15 protein-coding genes are annotated in these 17,320 nt (G+C 64.6%); 8 read left to right on the forward strand and 7 right to left on the reverse strand.

Annotated features, from left to right (window positions below; translation table 11 throughout):
• The first annotated feature begins 96 nt into the window (after positions 1–96).
• Positions 97–651, forward strand: coding sequence for a small multidrug efflux protein (locus ACSU1G_RS26930; protein ID WP_439283416.1), 555 nt, complete (start codon positions 97–99; stop codon positions 649–651).
• Between the two features lie 57 nt (positions 652–708).
• On the opposite strand, the gene ACSU1G_RS26935 is transcribed toward ACSU1G_RS26930, so the two are convergent.
• Together ACSU1G_RS26935 and ACSU1G_RS26940 are read right to left on the reverse strand one after the other, a co-directional pair.
• The gene (locus ACSU1G_RS26935; RefSeq protein WP_439283641.1) at positions 709–882 is read right to left on the reverse strand and encodes a CsbD family protein; all 174 of its coding nucleotides are present in this window, start codon (positions 880–882) and stop codon (positions 709–711) included.
• A 114-nt stretch (positions 883–996) separates the two neighbouring features.
• The gene (locus ACSU1G_RS26940; RefSeq protein ID WP_439283418.1) at positions 997–1,488 is read right to left on the reverse strand and encodes a hypothetical protein; all 492 of its coding nucleotides are present in this window, start codon (positions 1,486–1,488) and stop codon (positions 997–999) included.
• Positions 1,489–1,583: 95 nt separating this feature from the next.
• Between ACSU1G_RS26940 and ACSU1G_RS26945 the strand changes: the two genes are divergently transcribed.
• From ACSU1G_RS26945 to ACSU1G_RS26955, 3 genes are all read left to right on the forward strand, one after another.
• On the forward strand, positions 1,584–3,632 hold the full coding sequence (locus ACSU1G_RS26945; protein WP_439283420.1) for an MMPL family transporter: 2,049 nt from the start codon (positions 1,584–1,586) through the stop codon (positions 3,630–3,632).
• 564 nt (positions 3,633–4,196) lie between these two features.
• The gene (locus ACSU1G_RS26950) at positions 4,197–6,134 is read left to right on the forward strand and encodes an AMP-binding protein (RefSeq protein ID WP_439283421.1); all 1,938 of its coding nucleotides are present in this window, start codon (positions 4,197–4,199) and stop codon (positions 6,132–6,134) included.
• A gap of 137 nt (positions 6,135–6,271) precedes the next feature.
• Entirely contained in the window at positions 6,272–6,478 is a 207-nt protein-coding gene (locus ACSU1G_RS26955) for a cold-shock protein (RefSeq protein WP_439283423.1), read from the forward strand.
• Between the two features lie 69 nt (positions 6,479–6,547).
• Here the strand turns inward: ACSU1G_RS26955 and ACSU1G_RS26960 are convergent, their stop codons facing one another.
• Positions 6,548–7,240 (reverse strand): HAD hydrolase-like protein, encoded by a 693-nt coding sequence (locus ACSU1G_RS26960; protein WP_439283425.1) that lies wholly within the window; start codon positions 7,238–7,240, stop codon positions 6,548–6,550.
• Between the two features lie 178 nt (positions 7,241–7,418).
• Between ACSU1G_RS26960 and ACSU1G_RS26965 the strand changes: the two genes are divergently transcribed.
• On the forward strand, positions 7,419–7,697 hold the full coding sequence (locus tag ACSU1G_RS26965) for a response regulator (protein ID WP_439283643.1): 279 nt from the start codon (positions 7,419–7,421) through the stop codon (positions 7,695–7,697).
• A 6-nt stretch (positions 7,698–7,703) separates the two neighbouring features.
• On the opposite strand, the gene nucS is transcribed toward ACSU1G_RS26965, so the two are convergent.
• Genes nucS through ACSU1G_RS26985 form a run of 4 tightly spaced genes read right to left on the reverse strand, consistent with a single transcriptional unit; the run spans position 7,704 to position 12,867 of the window.
• Complete coding sequence (gene nucS / locus ACSU1G_RS26970; protein WP_439283427.1) at positions 7,704–8,399, reverse strand: endonuclease NucS; 696 nt, start codon at positions 8,397–8,399, stop codon at positions 7,704–7,706.
• A gap of 20 nt (positions 8,400–8,419) precedes the next feature.
• The gene (locus tag ACSU1G_RS26975; protein WP_439283428.1) at positions 8,420–10,447 is read right to left on the reverse strand and encodes an alpha-glucuronidase; all 2,028 of its coding nucleotides are present in this window, start codon (positions 10,445–10,447) and stop codon (positions 8,420–8,422) included.
• Between the two features lie 24 nt (positions 10,448–10,471).
• Positions 10,472–11,806, reverse strand: a complete 1,335-nt coding sequence (locus ACSU1G_RS26980) for a serine hydrolase domain-containing protein (RefSeq protein WP_439283430.1) — start codon at positions 11,804–11,806, stop codon at positions 10,472–10,474.
• Positions 11,807–11,835: 29 nt separating this feature from the next.
• A complete protein-coding gene (locus tag ACSU1G_RS26985; RefSeq protein ID WP_439283432.1) occupies positions 11,836–12,867 on the reverse strand; it encodes a LacI family DNA-binding transcriptional regulator in 1,032 nt (343 codons plus the stop codon).
• Between the two features lie 174 nt (positions 12,868–13,041).
• Between ACSU1G_RS26985 and ACSU1G_RS26990 the strand changes: the two genes are divergently transcribed.
• From ACSU1G_RS26990 to ACSU1G_RS27000, 3 genes are read left to right on the forward strand one after another with little or no spacing between them, the layout of a single operon-like run.
• A complete protein-coding gene (locus ACSU1G_RS26990; protein ID WP_439283434.1) occupies positions 13,042–15,384 on the forward strand; it encodes a glycoside hydrolase family 3 N-terminal domain-containing protein in 2,343 nt (780 codons plus the stop codon).
• Positions 15,381–16,358, forward strand: coding sequence for an ABC transporter permease (locus ACSU1G_RS26995; protein WP_439283436.1), 978 nt, complete (start codon positions 15,381–15,383; stop codon positions 16,356–16,358). The genes ACSU1G_RS26990 and ACSU1G_RS26995 overlap by 4 nt, the downstream gene beginning before the upstream one ends.
• Positions 16,355–17,287: a carbohydrate ABC transporter permease gene (locus tag ACSU1G_RS27000; RefSeq protein WP_439283438.1), complete on the forward strand. Its 933-nt coding sequence runs from the start codon at positions 16,355–16,357 to the stop codon at positions 17,285–17,287. The genes ACSU1G_RS26995 and ACSU1G_RS27000 overlap by 4 nt, the downstream gene beginning before the upstream one ends.
• Positions 17,288–17,320 lie beyond the last annotated feature (33 nt).

Below are 17,320 nucleotides of genomic sequence, written 5' to 3' on the forward strand. Positions count from 1 at the left end.
CCTGCAAGAGGTGACAGAACGACACTTCCCGCAATCGATGAGAAGCGATGGACTGGTTTCACACCGAGATCCGGTGCAGAACGGCAGGAGCAAATCATGAACCTCATCGAGATCTTCCAGAACCTCGTTGGCCAGGTGCCCGAAATCGTACAGCCCCTCATCGTTGTGCTGGCCGGCGCGATCCCCTTCATCGAGGGAGAGGGCGCCGTCTCGATCGGCATCCTCGGTGGAATCAACCCGGTCATCGCGGCGATCGCGGCGATCGCCGGAAACTTCCTCACGGTCGCACTGCTCGTGCTGCTCAGCTCGGGTGCACGCACCGCGGTCGTGAACCGTCGCCGTGCCAGCGTGCTCGCCGGATCAGGCGGCAGCGTCGATCTGGATGCCGCAGCCGAGGCGCTTGCGGCCGAAGACGGGAGCGAGCGCAAGACCGCGCGTCGCCAGAAGTTCCTGCGGGCGCTGGAGCGCTACGGTGTTCCCGGTGTGAGCCTGCTTGGCCCGCTGCTGCTGCCGACCCAGTTCACCGCGACCATGCTCGCCGCCGTCGGCGTCGGCAAGGCGCGCATCCTCATCTGGCAGGCCATTGCGATCATCGGCTGGACGACCGTGTTCGCGGTGATCATCAGCGGCGTCGTCCAAGCTGTGAGCTGAGCATCATCGGGCCAGCATCGCTGGGCAGCGCCGCATTGATGGCGCTGCCCAGTCGACCTACTTCTTGAAGGCGTCTTTGACGTTGTCGCCGGCCTTCTTGAGATCGGCCTTGGCCTGGTCAGTCTTGCCTTCTGCTTCCAGCTTCTCGTTGTCGGTGAGCTTGCCGGCGGCTTCCTTCATGTGACCGGCCATGTCCTCAGCGACGTGCTTCGCCTTGTCTCCAATACCCATTGATCCGTTCCTTTCGTCGGGGATCAGGTGATCCATGCCATCGACTGTCACACGGATCTCGAGGTGGGCCGACGGGGTTGACGCGCGGTGGTGGGGAAGGTAGTGCGACTACTCCTACGTCGTCGGGGCGGGTTTGCGGTAGGCCTCGCGCATGTGGTCGCTCGTGAGGAAGTCGGCGATGCCGATCATGATCAGGCTGAAGATGATCTGCTCGGTGACCATCCACGCCGGGTACAGGCCAGGAATCGCCGCCATCACCAGTGTGATCACGGGGAAGATCTGTGCGAACAGGCGAAGACGCTGATAGCCCCACCGCCAGCCGAGCTTCGCACGCCATGCAAAGTAGAACAGCGTCACGGTCATGCCGAGCACAACGACCGTGCGCATCCAGACTGCGAAGCCCACTGATTCACCGTTTGTCGCCAGCAGCATGGCCACGACGAGGGCGCCGACGCCGATCACGAGTTCGGCGACGAGCAGCCACGTGATCCAGCGGAATGCGCGCACTGTCTTCGGATGGGTGCGTGCATCTTCGGAGATCATGATTCCGGACCCGCGGCCGCCGGCGAGTCGATCTACCCGCAGCAGAAAAGTTTCGAGCGACATACCCGGAGCCTATTGCGCTGTTCGTCTGCGGGCGAGTTCGCGGTCTCCACCTTTTGAGCGATGCCATCGAGTGAACTGCTTGGTGAGCTTGAGGCATGACAACTTCTCGCGCGCGCTTCTCCGACCGACTCACCTCGCGGCGCGGTGCATGGATCTCGCTCGGCATCGTCCTGATCGTTTTCACCGCGCTGTTCGGCCTGTTCAGCCGGATCGATGCCCCCTCCGCAAACGAGGCGGCGCCCGCCGACTCGGAATCCTCCCGCGTGAGTGCGCTGCTGGACAAATTTCCGGATGCTGACGAGCAGTCGGTTCTGGTGGTTGCTTCACGGGCGGATGCCACGATCCTGACCGATTCCGACATCGAAGCGCTGAAGGAAGTCGCTCGCGTGCTGGGCGCGCACACCGGCCTGGCGTCGTCCGGTCCGAGCATCAGCGATGACGGAGAGGCAGCGGTGATCGTCACCCCGATCACTGTCGGCGCCGACAACGCCGAGACGGCCACCGTCATCAAGGACCTGCGCGGTTCGATCGCGGGCCTCGCTCCAGACGGCATCATCCTGCAGGTCACTGGCGGGCCGGCCTTCGGCGCCGACATCACCTCCGCGTTCGATGGCGCCGACTTCACGCTGCTGCTGGTGACGATCATCATCGTCGCGCTGCTGCTGATCATCACCTACCGCTCCCCCATCCTCTGGCTGCTGCCGCTGACCGTGGTCGCGTTCGCAGATCAGCTCGCTGGCAAAGTCACTGGCGCCGTCGGTGCATGGCTCGATCTGCAGTTCGACGCCGGCATCATCAGCGTGCTCGTCTTCGGTGCCGGCACCAACTACGCCCTGCTGCTGATCTCCCGGTACCGGGAAGAGCTCGCAGTGAACGAAGACCATCGCCAGGCCCTGAGCGCCGCCTGGCGCAAGACCGTGCCCGCGATCGTGGCATCCAACATCACCGTTGTGCTCGCGTTGCTGACGCTCGCGCTCGCAGTGATCCCCGGTACCCGAGGGCTCGGTGTCTCGTCTGCCGTCGGCCTGCTGATCGCGCTCGCCGCCGTGCTGTTCGCGCTTCCGCCGGTGTTGGCTCTGTGCGGCCGGAGGGTGTTCTGGCCCTTCATGCCGAAGCCGTTCACGTCTATGGCCGGTGCAGATACCGCGCGTGACACGATCTGGCACGGCATCGCGACACGGGTCATGCGGCGACCGGTGGTGAGCCTGGTCAGCGGCCTCGCCCTATTGGCGATCATGACCACTGGACTCCTCGGAACTTCGGTCGGTCTCGATCAGGTTGAGAAGTTCCGCGTGCAATCCGAATCTGCTGCCGGACTCGAGGTGCTTGCCGACCACTTCCCGCCGGGAGAGTCTCAGCCGATCTTCATCGTTGCCGACAGCACGCACGCAGACGAGGTCGTGAGAGCCGCAGCCGATGTCGACGGTGTGCTGCGCGCGCATCCGCTTGGCGAGACCGACGATGGCTCGCTCACCAAGATCATGGTCATCGGTGAATATGCGCCCGGTACTGCCGAGAGCCTTGCGCTCGTGACAGAGCTACGGACGACGGCCCACGACGTGCCGGACGCCGACGCTCTGGTGGGCGGCGCGATCGCCACGGATCTGGATGCCAGGGCAGGAAATGAGCAGGACCTTCTGCTCATTGCGCCGCTGGTGCTTGCCGTCAGCTTCATCGTGCTTCTGGTGCTGCTGCGATCTGTGCTCGCACCTGTCGTGCTGCTGCTGGTCAACCTGGTCAGCGCCGTCGCAGCGATTGGCGCCGGCGCCTGGCTGAGCAGGGTGCTGTTCGATCAGCCTGCACTTGATCTGCAGGTGCCGCTGCTCTCCTTCCTCTTCCTTGTCGCGCTGGGGATTGACTACACGATCTTCCTCGTGCATCGTGCGCGCGCTGAGGCCGAGACGCTGGGCACGCGAGAAGGCATGGTGCAGGCGGTCACGCACACCGGTGCCGTCATTACCAGCGCGGGGATCGTGCTTGCCGCTGTCTTCGCCGCCCTCGGAGTGCTGCCACTGGTCACGCTCGGGCAATTGGGCTTGATCGTCGGGGTCGGAGTGGTAGTGGACACTCTGATCGTGCGCACTGTGGTCGTACCGGCGCTGTTCGGGCTGCTGGGCGAGCGCATCTGGTGGCCGCGCAGGTGATCCCGCAGTTTCGGGAGAGGCGAGGCGCCGGATCAGATCCGTGCTGTGCGTCCCATCTCATCCCGAAACCTGTGATCCCTACGGGATCAGTCCCCGACCTCTGCCGGACTCGACTCCCCGAATACTTCGTGGACGAGTCATGCATCCTCCCCTAATGTGAGGTGCATGCGCACGGGGTTTGACCGTCACCGTCGTCCCCAGCTCAAGCCCGACGATCCGCGCATGCGAGTGGGCCCTCGTGAATAATTCATTCCCCAACGGACTATTCCAGAGGGCCGCTTTCGGGTTATCCTCCCACGTTTTTTCGAATTTGTCCCCCATATGGGGGACAAGAGTAACCATTTAGGGATAGGGTGTTTTCTGACGCACCCTCCGGTCGTCTTTGGCCCTCATCGCTCCCCCCGCGATGAGGGCCGTCCTCTTCTCTACCGTCGTGCGCCACGATGTGTACATTGCAGGCGAAAACTCCCCCCGAAAGTGGGTAGTTTCGGCGATTCTAGGTTTCTGTGTATGCACAAGATCCGGGTTGGTGTGTCAGAATCGCCGCACGCGAAGGAGAGTTCGATGATGAACAAAGCAGGCGACATCTACCGCGAGGCCTACCGGAAAAGTGTCGAGGACCCCGAGAAATACTGGCTTGACGCCGCACAAGCGATCGACTGGTACCGCGCACCGAGCCGTGCGTTCGATCCTGACAGTGGTCCCTACGGGCGTTGGTATCCCGATGGTGAGCTGAACACCAGCTACAACGCGCTTGATCGGCATGTGCTGGCTGGGCACGGTGACGACGTCGCTCTCATCTACGACTCCCCCGTCGTCGGCAAGGTGCGCGAGTACAGCTATGAGAATCTGCTCGGCCGAGTCGCACGCTTCGCGCACGTGCTCGCGGATGCCGGAGTCGCGAAGGGGGATCGCGTCATCCTCTATATGCCGATGATCCCGCAGGCAGTCGTCGCGATGCTCGCGTGCGCTCGTCTGGGAGCCGTGCACTCCGTCGTGTTCGGCGGGTTCGCAGCCAAGGAGCTCGCTGTGCGCATCGATGATGCTCGACCCAAGGCGATCATCACCGCATCCGGCGGTATCGAGCCGAGCCGCACCGTGGAGTATCTCCCCACTATCCGCGACGCGCTCGCCCTGGCATCACACACGGTCGAGACGGTCATCGTGAAAGATCGACCCGAGATTCCGGGTTCCGCGGCGGATTTCGAGGGCACCACCGAAGGCACCCGATGGTGGGATTGGGCGAGCAGGTCGATTCCGACCACGCCGTACCCCGCCATCCCGGTGCGGGCGACCGATCCGCTCTATGTTCTCTATACCTCTGGCACGACAGGTACGCCGAAGGGTGTACTTCGTGACAATGGTGGGCACGCGGTCGCGCTCGCATGGTCGATGAAGAACATCTACGACATCGGACGCGGTGACGTCTTCTTCACCGCCAGCGACATCGGATGGGTCGTTGGCCACAGCTATATCGTTTACGCACCTCTGCTCGTCGGCGCGACCACGATCCTCTACGAGGGAAAGCCGGTCGGAACCCCGGATGCGGGCGCGTTCTGGCGGGTGGCAGAGCAGCATGGCGTCAAGGCGCTGTTCACCGCACCGACTGCCTTGCGCGCCATCCGTCGCGTCGACCCGGAAGGCGTGTTCGCGAAGGGACGCGACCTGTCGAAGCTGTGTACCTTCTACCTTGCCGGCGAACGACTCGACACCGATACCCTGCGATGGGCGCAGGAGCTGCTCGGCAAGCCGGTGATCGATCACTGGTGGCAGACCGAGACCGGCTGGTCGATATCAGCGAACCTGCAGGGGTTCGACCCGATGCCGGTCAAGCCAGGATCGCCCTCGGTACCGGTGCCCGGCTATCAGATCGACATCCTCGACGAGCACGGCCGATCGCTGCCGACGGGCGAAGAGGGCAACATCGCGATTCGTCTCCCGTTGCCACCAGGAGCGCTGTCGACGCTGTGGGGTGGTGACGATCGATTCGTATCGTCATACCTCAACGCCTTCCCCGGCCACTACGCGACGGGCGACTCGGGTTACCTCGACGAAGATGGCTACCTGTTCGTGATGGGTCGTGCGGATGACGTCATCAATGTCGCCGGTCACCGGCTGTCGACGGGGACGATGGAGCAGGCGCTGCTGGAGCATCCTGCGCTCGCCGAATGCGCGGTCGTCGGCGCCGCGGATGCGTTGAAAGGCCAGGTTCCGGTGGGTTTCGTCGTGACGAAGGCGAACATCGATCAGGGCGAGGCTGAGCTGGTGCGCGAGCTCGTGCAGCGCGTGCGGGATGACATTGGCGCGGTGGCCGCGTTTCGAGACGTGGTCGTCGTGGCCAGGTTGCCGAAGACGCGGTCGGGCAAGATGCTGCGTAAGACAATTCGCGAGATCGTCGACGGGGTCGAGGATGTGAAGATCCCTCCCACGATCGAGGACATGAGCGTGATTGATGACATCCGGGAAGCCGCTCTGCGATTGAACGCCACCCGCAATCGCTGACGTGCTTCCGCGGCGTATCGCTCGTGCAACATTTGGATTACCTTCTTGCGAGAGCTATTCCACTCAGGCGCTACGCCGATAATGTGGGCTTCGTCGGGGCACCCTGCGTCGACAACATTCCAGCAGAACGGCAGTACATGAGTACCCAAGGCACGGTTAAGTGGTTCAACTCGGAGAAGGGCTTCGGCTTTATCTCCCCCGATGACGGCGGCGCTGACGTCTTCGCGCACTACTCCGCCATTGAAGCAAGCGGCTACCGCTCACTCGACGAGAACCAGCGCGTCGAGTTCGAGGTGGCGCAGGGCCCCAAGGGCCTGCAAGCCGAGAACATTCACCCCATCTAAGGGCGATAACACCGCACTCCCCGCTCCGGCGTGCGTCACCTCGTGCGCTGGCGGGGAGTGTTGTGTTTTCTACGCGGTCAACTGCGCCTGCTTCTGCGGGAGCAACAGCGCTCGCAGTGCCTTCGCGTCCGTGGCGCGGAACGCGGCCGGGTCGCCTTCTGCTGAGTCACCGAATCCCCATTCGGCGAAGATGACGGGGATGCCGAACCGTGCGGCGCCCTCGACATCGTGATGACGATCACCGACGAGCACAGGCTTCGAGGTGTCGGCGCCCGCGGCCTGTAGGCGTTCGAGGGCCCAGCCGACGACGTCGGACTTGCTGTCGCTGCGTCCGATGGTGCCACTGCGCGCGCCCGAGATCGCGGTGAACAGGTCGGTCAGGTCGTTGTGATCGAGAATCGCCCGCACCTGGTTCTCGGGCTTCGTGCTCGCGGTTGCCTGAGGAATGCCGGCCGCTGCCACGGCGCGGATCACGTCAGGGACACCGGGGTAGATATCGACGGATTCCGCGTATCCATCACGCGCCGCGAGCTCGCGGTAGCGACGGAGCGCATCCTCGGCCTGCTCTGGGCTCAGACCCGCGAGGAGCTGGAAAGATTCGTACATCGGTGGACCGACCCAGCGTGACAACGCGGTGGGATCCGGCGCCGGAACATTGAAGGATGCGAGCACCTCGAGGAGTCGAGGGAAGATGCCGGGCGTTGCGTCGGCGATGGTGCCGTCGACATCCCACAGCACGCAGGAATAAGGGGAGTGAGGCATGCTTCCAGCCTAGGCGCGGGTGGTCGTTCCCTCGGACCGATGGCTGACGGGACCTCTTAGTCTGCACCAATTCGATCTCATTGCGGTTATCCACAGAACACGTCTCTGGCGCCGATGGCTATCGGATCCTCGTGACAATCTGAACAACCAGGGAGACAATGGAGGTGTGTTCGTGTCAATGGATGTGGTGACGATGCTCGCGAGTCTCGCGACAATCCTCGTCGCGCTCTTCGGCGGGTTCGCGTGGATGATTCGCCGAATGGACGTCGGATTCGAACGGGTGGACGCGCGGTTCGCGGCGCAGGATGCGCGGATGGATGCGAGGTTCGACCGCGTTGATGACCGATTCGATCGCGTCGAGGATCGACTGGGTCGTGTCGAGCAGGAACTGACAGAGGTGAAGATCGCGATCGCGCGACTGGAGGGTCCAGCGCCGCGTCTCGTCACGACGCGCTGATCGGGCTCAGAACAGGCGCGGCACTCCGGACTCGATGCCCTTCATCTCGTCGTAGTCGAGCACGAGGCAGCGGATGCCTCGGTCCTCGGCCAGGACGCGCGCTTGAGGCTTGATCTCCTGAGCGGCGAAGATGCCGGTGATCGGGGCCAGGTGTGGATCGCGCCCGAGGAGTTCGAGGTAACGCGTGAGCTGCTCGACGCCGTCGATGTCGCCGCGACGCTTGATCTCCACCGCGATGGCGGCACCATTCGCATCCCGCACCATCAGGTCGACCGGACCGATCGCGGTCGGAAATTCGCGCCGTACCAGCGTCGCGCCCTCGCTGATCAGTTCGACCTGCTCGGCGAGCAGACGTTGAAGGTCGGCTTCGACGCCATCCTTCTGCAGTCCGGGGTCGATGCCGAGCTCGTGTGAGGAATCGTGGATGACCTCGTAGATCTGTACGCGCAGCGCATCGCCGGTCTTCTTGTGGGTGACGCGCCACACCTCGACGACGCCGGCGCTGCCTTCGCCCTCTCCTGGCTCCTCGGTGGTGAGGGTGCACGGCGGGCTCATCCAGTTCAGCGGCTTGTAGCTGCCGCCGTCGGAGTGCACCAGAAGACTGCCGTCACCCTTGTGCACGAGCAGACGCGTGGCGAGGGGGAGGTGGGCGTTGAGCCGCCCGGTGTAATCCACGGAGCAGCGGGCAATGACGAGACGCACCCGACGAGCCTACTTCGTCGTCAGTAGATCACGTGACCTGCCGGGTCAGGGACGCCAGACTTGCGGAAGAAATATGTCCGCACCTGGTCCCTCCACTCGACTGCGTTCCGTCGCTGTTCGGCGAGGAGTTCGCGCATGCGTTCGTCGTACTTCGATGTCAGCGCCGTGGTGCCGATGAGATCGGCGAGTGAATCCCACGCCTCGTCGACCGCGTCGAGCTGCTGCACCGCCTCCTGGCGCGAGTCGTAGATGTGCTGGATCACGGTCTTCCCAGAATGCAGCGCATGCTCGTATGGCACATGGTGGAAGAACAGCAGCAGCTCATCGGGGCAGGTCTGTGCTGACTCATAGATCTCACGCCAGGGCGAGGGGTACTGCCCTGCATAGCCGGTTCCTGTAGCTACCGAGCGATCCACACCCACGCCGTCGCGGTCGGCAAAGTGGTATGTGCCCCACTTGGAATACTCGTAGTCGTCTATGCCCGGTCCGTAATGATTCTGCGCGCTGACCATGAATCCGACCCCGAGTGGTGCGGTGTAGGCCTCGTAGCGGAGCCAGGACTCGTCCATCATCGCGTGCAGCGCGCTGCGGATCCGTGGCAGCTGTGCCTCTGATGCCGCGGCGAACGTGAGCGCGATCCATTCGTCGAGAAGCGCGATCGGCTCTGCCATCGGGTCCCAGCTGAGGCGTCCGAAGGCGTACAGGTTCGCCTGGGCGAGAGGATGCCCCGTCCAGAACATGTCGGCGCCGATGTTCGATACCGCGGTGATGCCGCCGCGTGCGCCATCGGAGCCGGCGACGATGTCGGCGACGCTGCGCTCTCCGTCCATCCGGAACCGCAGGTACTCGCTCCATGCGGGGGCCAGATAGCAGACATGCTTCTGATGACCGGTGTACTCCTGCGTCACCTGCAACTCCAGCGCCAATCGCGTGTTCGGCATCGCGGCCAGCACAGGTGACAGCGGTTCGCGCACCTGGAAGTCCAACGGTCCATGCTTGATCTGCAGGATGACGTTCTCGGCGAACGATCCGTCGAGTGGTGCGAAGTGGTCGTGGGCCGCGCGGGCGCGATCAGTCGAACGATCTTGCCAGTCCTGGCTGTGGTTGTAGACGAACGCGCGCCACAGCACGGTGCCGCCGTGCGGGCGAAGCGCCTGGGCGATCATGTTCGCGCCGTCGGCGTGGGTGCGCCCGTAGGCGAAGGGTCCGGGCTGACCCTCGGAGTCGGCCTTCACGAGGAAGCCACCGAAATCGGAGATCGCCGCGTAGACGTCCGCTGTCGTCGCGGACCACCAATCGGCCACGGTGCCCTCGAGCGGATCGTTCGTCGAGAGCCCGCCGAGCATCATCGGTGAGCCGAACGAGACCGACAGGAAGGTGCGGATGCCGTAGGCGCGGAACATTTCGGCGATGCGGACGACCTCGTGCAGATCGTCGGTGAGCAGCCGTGCTTCCCGGGCGTGCACGTTGACGTTGTTGATCGCGACGGCATTGATGCCGCAGTTGGCGATCAGTCGCGCGTATGCGCGCACACGCCCCAGATCGCTGCGGATGTTGCCCGCATCGTAGAAGATCGAGCCGCCTGCGTAGCCGCGCTCGACCTGTCCCATCCAGGGGTGCACGTCGATGTTGTCCCAGTGATCGAGCATGCGAAGTGGCTCAGCTGCAACGGAGATGCGTGTGCCGTGGGGGAGAGGCTCGCCGGTCAGCCTGGCCGTCGCCTCATCGCGCACCAGCGCGTAGAAGCCGCGGAGCGCGTCGGCATCCGTTCGTCCGATGATCAGGACGCGGTCTGCCGTACGGACGGTGACGTGGCCGTCGATCGGGGCATCGGGGAGATCGTTGAGCCCGGCGATAGCTGCGGCATCCGCTCGTGCAACGACGAGCTGCGCGTCAGCGACGCTTTCCGAAGGGGCTCCGGCGAGCTCGGCGCGCACCGTGTCAAGACACGGGCCTTCGCCGAGCACAGCGACTGTGCGGGTGAGTAGTGCAGCGAACGCCGCGTCGGGTAGCCAGGCGGGATGGGGCGTCAGGTCGGGGGAAGACATGATTCCGATCAGGGTCAGCGAGGGTCAGCGAGATTCGGCGACCAGCGGCGGCACGAGGAGGGTGGTCAAGGACGCGCGCCACAGCGGTGCGATGTGCCAGCCGATATGGAGGCCATCGCCGCCGCGGGTGACGATGAGCCGGTGCGGTGAGGTTGGCACGACGACGTGAACGAGAACGCTGCCGTCTGCGCGCTGCTCACCACGTGTGACAAGGACAAGCAGCTCGTCGCCGTCGCCTACCACTGTGCGCTGCCAGCCGTCGGCGCGCACTGTGATGACGCCGTAGGGCGTCATCAGCTCCCACTGGCCGGACTCGGTATCGACGAGAGCCCACCCTGTCGGATCCTCCACGGGAGTGGTGACGGAAAGAGTGGCCCGCGCATCCCAGGAATCAAGCCTGGCGGCACGCGTCGCGAGCGCAGCCGTCGCGGAAGCATCATCGGCGACCGCCGTGTTGTCGATGACGTCCACCAGTCGCCAGAATGCGTCAAGGACGGCGCCGGTGTCCGTCGTCGCGCCCTGGTAAGCGATGACGATGTTGCGCTCGGGGACCACGAGCACGAACTGGCCGAAGGCCCCGTCGAGGCGGAAGCCGTACCGGCTGCGCCACAGCTGATAGCCGTAGCCGAGCGCCCAGTCGCCGCCGCCTTCATCGGTCGTATCCGACCACGGGTGCGTGGCATCCGCGATGAACGCCTCCGGAATCACCTGGCGTCCACCGAAGCGTCCTTCATCGGCGAGGGCGATTCCGATTCGACTGAGGTCGTCGACGTTCAGGTGCAACCCGGAGAAGCCCTGCTCCAGGTCGTCCAGCTTCATCCACCAGCGGGGTGTGATTCCCAGCGGCTCGAACAGCCGCGGCGTCAGGTACTCGGTCAACGACAGACCGCTCACCGTCGTCACGATGGCGGAGAGTGCGTAGGTGGCGGGGGAGTTGTAAGCGAAGGATGCGCCGGGCGCATGTGCGGCCGGAATCGTCAGCACCGCCTCGATATCGAACGAAAGCTCCAGCGTCTGCTCGCGGCTGTGCCCGGTATTCATCGTAAGGAGGTGGCGCACTGTGATGCCATGCGGATTCGGTGTATCGAGATACCGGTCGACGGGGGCGGAGACATCGACGAGCCCCTCCGCTTCGAGGAATCCGATCGCGAGGGCGGTGAAGGTCTTCGAGACGGAGTAGACCAGGGCAGGCTGATGCATCGCCCATGGCTGCCACGCTCCGCGGAACAGCACGTGACCGCCCCGGATGACGGTGAGCGCGTGTGGATCCAGCCCGGCGTTCTCTAGTGAGTCGATCAGGTGCAGCAGGTCGGCCGAGCGCAGGCCGTGCTGCTCAGGGGACGCGGTGGGCAGGGGCATCGTTGCTCCGGGTTCGGGTGTGGTGGGGATCAGAGAGACGCGGGGGCAGCTGTGGATTCGCGCACGACGAGTTCTGTCATCAGATCCACCCGGGTCGACGACGGGGCGCGGCCGTCGGCGAGGGTGAGCAGCATCTGTGCGGCGAGGCCGCCCATCTCCCGCAGTGGCTGGTTGACGGTCGTCAGTGCAGGATTCAGCCATGCGGTGATGGGCAAATTGTCGTAGCCGACCAGGGAGAGGTCGTCGGGGATGCGAAGGCCGCACTCGCGTGCCGCGCGGGTTACGCCGAGTGAGATCTCGTCGGACCCCGCGAAGATCGCGGTCGGACGATCCGGGCGTGAGAGTAGATCGAGACCGTGCTGGTAACCGTTCACCGCCTCGAACTCGCCCCAACGCACCAGTGCCGGATCCCACGTGACCTCGGCCTGATCGTGCGCGCTGCGGTATCCGTCGACGCGGGCGCGGGAGCACAACACATCCGAGGGGCCCATGATCACGGCGATGCGCGTGTGGCCGAGTTCGAGTAGATGCTGGGTCGCGATGAGGCCGCCGTTCCAGTTGTTCGACCCGACCGTGGGGACATCCGTGGGCGGCTTGCCCTGGGTGTCGAGCACGACGAAGGGGATGGAGCGCGCACTGAGCTGGTGGCGCTGAGCCTCATCCAGATCGGAGAGGGCGAGCAGCACACCCAGCGGGCGGCGGGCCATCACATCGTCGAGCCACTGCTGGGTCGGACGGTGCGATCCGCCGAGCTCGGAGAGGACGACGCCGACCCTGGCGGGGCCGGAGATGCGCTCGACGCCGGCGATGATCTCCTGCGCCCAGAGATTGTCAGCCTCGTGGAAGACAAGATCGAGCAGTCGTGCCGACGTGCGGGGTCGTCCGTTGCCGCGCGCTGTCGCAACCGGCTTGCGGTACTCGTGGGCGGAAAGTGCAGCCTCGATGCGCGCGCGGGTGGCGTCTGCAACATCGGTGCGTCCGTTGAGGACTTTAGAGACGGTGGGCGCGGACACGCCCACCTCGGCGGCGATCTCGGCGATCGTCGGACGGCCATTCGCCATTGTGCACCCCTCGAAACTATCGGTAAAGCGTATCCAAGTCGTGTGGTGATTGTCACGTCTTTCACCAACTTTACGAAAGGGATTGACGACAGCGCCGTGTTTCCATAGTGTCAACCGATGTAATTGTTTCGCACTAAGTACCGAAACTTTCGACCTCCCGAAGAAGTGAGATTCATGCTCGACTCGTCTTCCACCACCCGCGTGGACGGTGCATGGCACGACGTCACCCTGCCCGCGACCGACAGGGCCCGCGCACTGGTGGCGCAAATGACCCTCGAGGAGAAGACGAGTCAACTCGTCGGCCTCTGGGTCGGTGCGGATGCCTCCGGCGGAGACGTCGCCCCGTTCCAGAGCGAGATGGTCGATGCGGGGCTCTCCTTCACAGACATCATCGCCAACGGCCTCGGCCAGCTGGTGCGGCCGTTTGGCTCTGACCCGGTGGATCCTGAACTCGGAGCGCAGTCGTTGGCCCGCGCGCAACGGCAGATCATGGCGGCTGGCCGATTCGGCATCCCGGCACAGGTGCACGAAGAGTGCCTGGCCGGCTTTGCCGCCTGGCGCGCAACCGCTTATCCGGTACCGCTGTCCTGGGGTGCCGCGTTTGACCCCGACCTGGTCGAGGAGATGGCCACGCAGATCGGCGAATCGATGCGGTCAGTCGGCGTTCATCAGGGCCTCGCCCCCGTGCTCGATGTCGTCCGCGACTATCGCTGGGGACGTGTGGAGGAGACGATCGGCGAAGACCCCTACGTCATCGGCGCGATCGGCTCCGCCTACGTGCGCGGTGTCGAGTCGACCGGCGTGGTCGCGACTCTCAAGCACTTCGCCGGCTACTCCGCCTCGCGTGCCGCCCGCAACCACGCACCGGTCTCGGCCGGCCCTCGCGAGATGGCTGATGTCTTCCACCCGCCCTTCCTCACTGCGCTACGCGAGGGCGGTGCACGCTCGGTGATGAACTCCTACGCCGAAGTCGACGGAGTGCCAGCCGCCGCCGATGCGTCGCTGCTAACCGGACTGCTTCGCGAGAAGTGGGGCTTCGGCGGCATCGTCGTTGCCGACTACTTCTCCATCGCGTTCCTGCGCACCATGCACCGGGTCGCAGCCACCGACGGTGAGGCGGCCGCGCTCGCGCTCGCCGCGGGCATCGATGTCGAGCTGCCATCCGTTGCCGCCTACGGCGAACCACTGGTGGATGCCGTGCGCACCGGTCTCGTCGACGAAGCGCTCGTCGACCGGGCCGCGATCCGCGTCCTGACGCAGAAGGCGCAGCTCGGGCTGCTCGACCCCGACTGGGCTCCCGAGATCGACGAGACGCCCGACTTCGACACGCCTGCTCAGCAGGAGACCGCGCTGAAGCTGGCACAGGAGAGCATCGTGCTGCTCGAGAACAGCGCCGGCATCCTGCCCCTGTCGCCAGCATCCCGCGTCGCCGTCATCGGTCCGCTCGCCGAGGACGCCTTCGCGATGCTCGGATGTTATTCCTTCCCGCTGCACGTCGGCGTGCGCCACCCCGACGTCGAGGTCGGCATCGAGATCCCCAGTGTGCGCGAGGCGCTCGAGGCTGCTCACGCCGGCGAGATCGCACACGCTCGCGGATGCGACGTGATGGAGCCTGGTCGTGAAGGATTCGCGGATGCCGTGGCCGCCGCCCGCTCGGCCGACATCGCCATCGTCGTCGTCGGAGATCGCGCTGGCCTGTTCGGTCGTGGCACCTCGGGCGAGGGTTGCGACGCAGCCGATCTGCGACTGCCTGGCGAACAGCACGCCCTCGTCGAGGCTGTGCTGGAATCGGGCACACCGGTCGTTGTGCTCGTGCTGTCCGGTCGCCCGTACGCGCTCGGAGAGTTCACGGGACGGGCGGGCGCGATGGTGCAGGCGTTCTTCCCCGGCCAGCGCGGCGGTCAGGCCATCGCCGAGGTTCTGACCGGGGTCGTCAACCCATCCGGACACCTGCCCGTCGGCATCCCCCGCCTGCCGGGCTCGCAGCCGTCGACGTATCTGGCCCCGCCGCTCGGACTCGCTGACGCTCCATCGGATATCGACCCGACGCCGCTGTTCGCGTTCGGGCATGGTCTCTCCTACGGCGAGCTCACCTGGGGTGCTGTTGCGGCCTCCGGTGCCGAATGGGCCGTGGATGGCGAGACCACCGTCACGGTCGAGCTCTCCAACGATTCAGATCGGGCCATCGCCGATGTCGTACAGCTCTACCTGCATGACTCTGTCGCTCAGGTGACCCGACCTGACATGCGCCTGATCGGCTTCCGGCGCGTCGAGCTGGAGCCGGGTGAGAGCTGCACCGTGACCTTCACCGCGCACGCCGATCTCACCTCCTTCACCGGGCTTTCCGGCGATCGGATCGTCGAACCAGGCGCTGTCGAGCTGCGCATCGGACGCTCCAGTGCTGATGTGCACCACGCCGTTGCGCTGACGATCGTCGGTGATACGCGCCGCATCGACGACACCAGGGCGCTGCTCAGCAGTGCCGAGGTGTTGGTGGGCGAAGGGACCCGCGGATGAGCGAGACCAGAACCCTCATCACGCCGAAGAACCCCAAGGAGCGGCGGCGCCGGATCAAGGCGGACGGCGGCAAGCTGACCTGGCGCCGGGCGCTCACCCGCGACTGGCGGTTGTACACGTTCCTCGTCATACCGGTGATCTTCCTGCTGATCTTCCGGTACGTGCCGATGATCGGAAACATCATCGCCTTCCGCCGGTTCCGTCCCGGTGGATCGATCCTCGGCGACGAGTGGGTCGGTTTCTACTACTTCGAGACCTTCATCCACAATCAGCAGTTCTGGACGGTGTTCTGGAACACCGTCATCCTCGGCGGGCTCACCCTGCTGATCTGCTTCCCTCTGCCGATCGTGCTCGCACTACTGCTGAACGAGCTGCGTTCGAGCCGGTTCAAGCGGATCGTGCAGACGATCTCGTACCTGCCGCACTTCATGTCGATCGTGATCGTGGCAGGCCTTGTGCTGCAGCTGACCTCACTCACCGGAACGATCAACCAGGTCGTCGAGGCCTTCGGCGGCGATGCGGTCGCGTTCATGCAGAAGCCGGAATGGTTCCGTACTGTCTATGTCTCGTCCGAGGTGTGGCAGACCGTCGGCTGGGGCACGATCCTCTACCTCGCCGCCCTCACTACGGTCGATGACCAGCTGTACGAGGCCGCACGTATCGACGGCGCCAACCGCTGGCAGCAGACCTGGCACATCACGCTCCCCGGCATCCGCCCCACGATGATGGTGTTGCTCATCCTGAACATCGGCTCGTTCATGGCGGTCGGCTTCGAGAAGGTGCTGCTGCTGCAGAATCCCCTGATCTACTCCACTGCCGACGTCATCTCGACCTACCTGTACCGCGTCGGCATCCAATCTGCCCAGTTCTCCTACGCGGCCGCCATCGGCCTCTTCGAAGCACTCATCGGCCTCGTGCTGGTGCTGGGCGCGAACTTCATCTCCCGTCGATTGGTGGGTACCTCGCTGTGGTGACCGAAATCCTTCCTCCCAAGCCCGATCTCGCTCACGTCCGCAAGGAAGGCGGTGTCATCAAGGAGTCCGTTGGATTCCGGGTCTTCCGTGGGGCGAACGCCATCGTGCTGATCCTGGTGTGCGTGGTGACGTTGTACCCGTTCGTCAACCTCATTGCGAAGGCGTTTTCCTCGGAGGGTGCGATCTCGGCGGGCCAGGTAAACATCATCCCGGTGGGGTTCAACGTCGCCACGTTCGGAGTAGTGCTCAGCGACTCGATGTTCTGGACAAACTACGGCAACACCGTGCTCTACACCGTCGTCGGAACGATCATCGCGATGGCGATCACGACGACGTATGCCTACGCGATCAGCCGTCCGCACCTGAAGGGACGCACCTTTTTCGTCGGCATCGCCGTGTTCACGATGTTCTTCGGCGGCGGGCTCATCCCGAACTACATCCTGGTGGCGAGCTTCCTCGGCTGGCGCAACTCGATCTGGGCGATCGTCATCCCTGGCGCGCTGAGCGTCTTCAACCTGTTGGTGATGAAGTCGTTCTTCGAGAATTTCCCCGCCGAGCTGGAAGAGGCAGCAGCGATCGACGGACTGTCGACGTACGGCGTCTTCTTCCGAATCGTGCTGCCGCTGTCGAAGGCCGTGCTGGCGACTATGACCCTGTTCTACGCGGTTTCACAGTGGAACTCGTGGTTCAGTGCGTTCCTCTACCTCGATGACAAGCGGTTGTTCCCGGTGACCGTCTACCTGCGCAACCTGATCGCCGCTGCGACCGGGTCGCAGGAGATCTCCGGCGGTGCCGGTGACGCCGTGCAGATCGCGTCCAACATTCAGTCGGTCACCATGCTGCTGACCGTGCTGCCCATCATCTGCCTCTATCCGTTCATCCAGCGCTACTTCGTATCCGGCGTGATGCTCGGCTCCGTCAAGGGCTGATCGCCACCTCCCCCCCCACCTCGTATGTCGAAC

This window comes from Microbacterium sp. A93, from assembly GCF_051842835.1.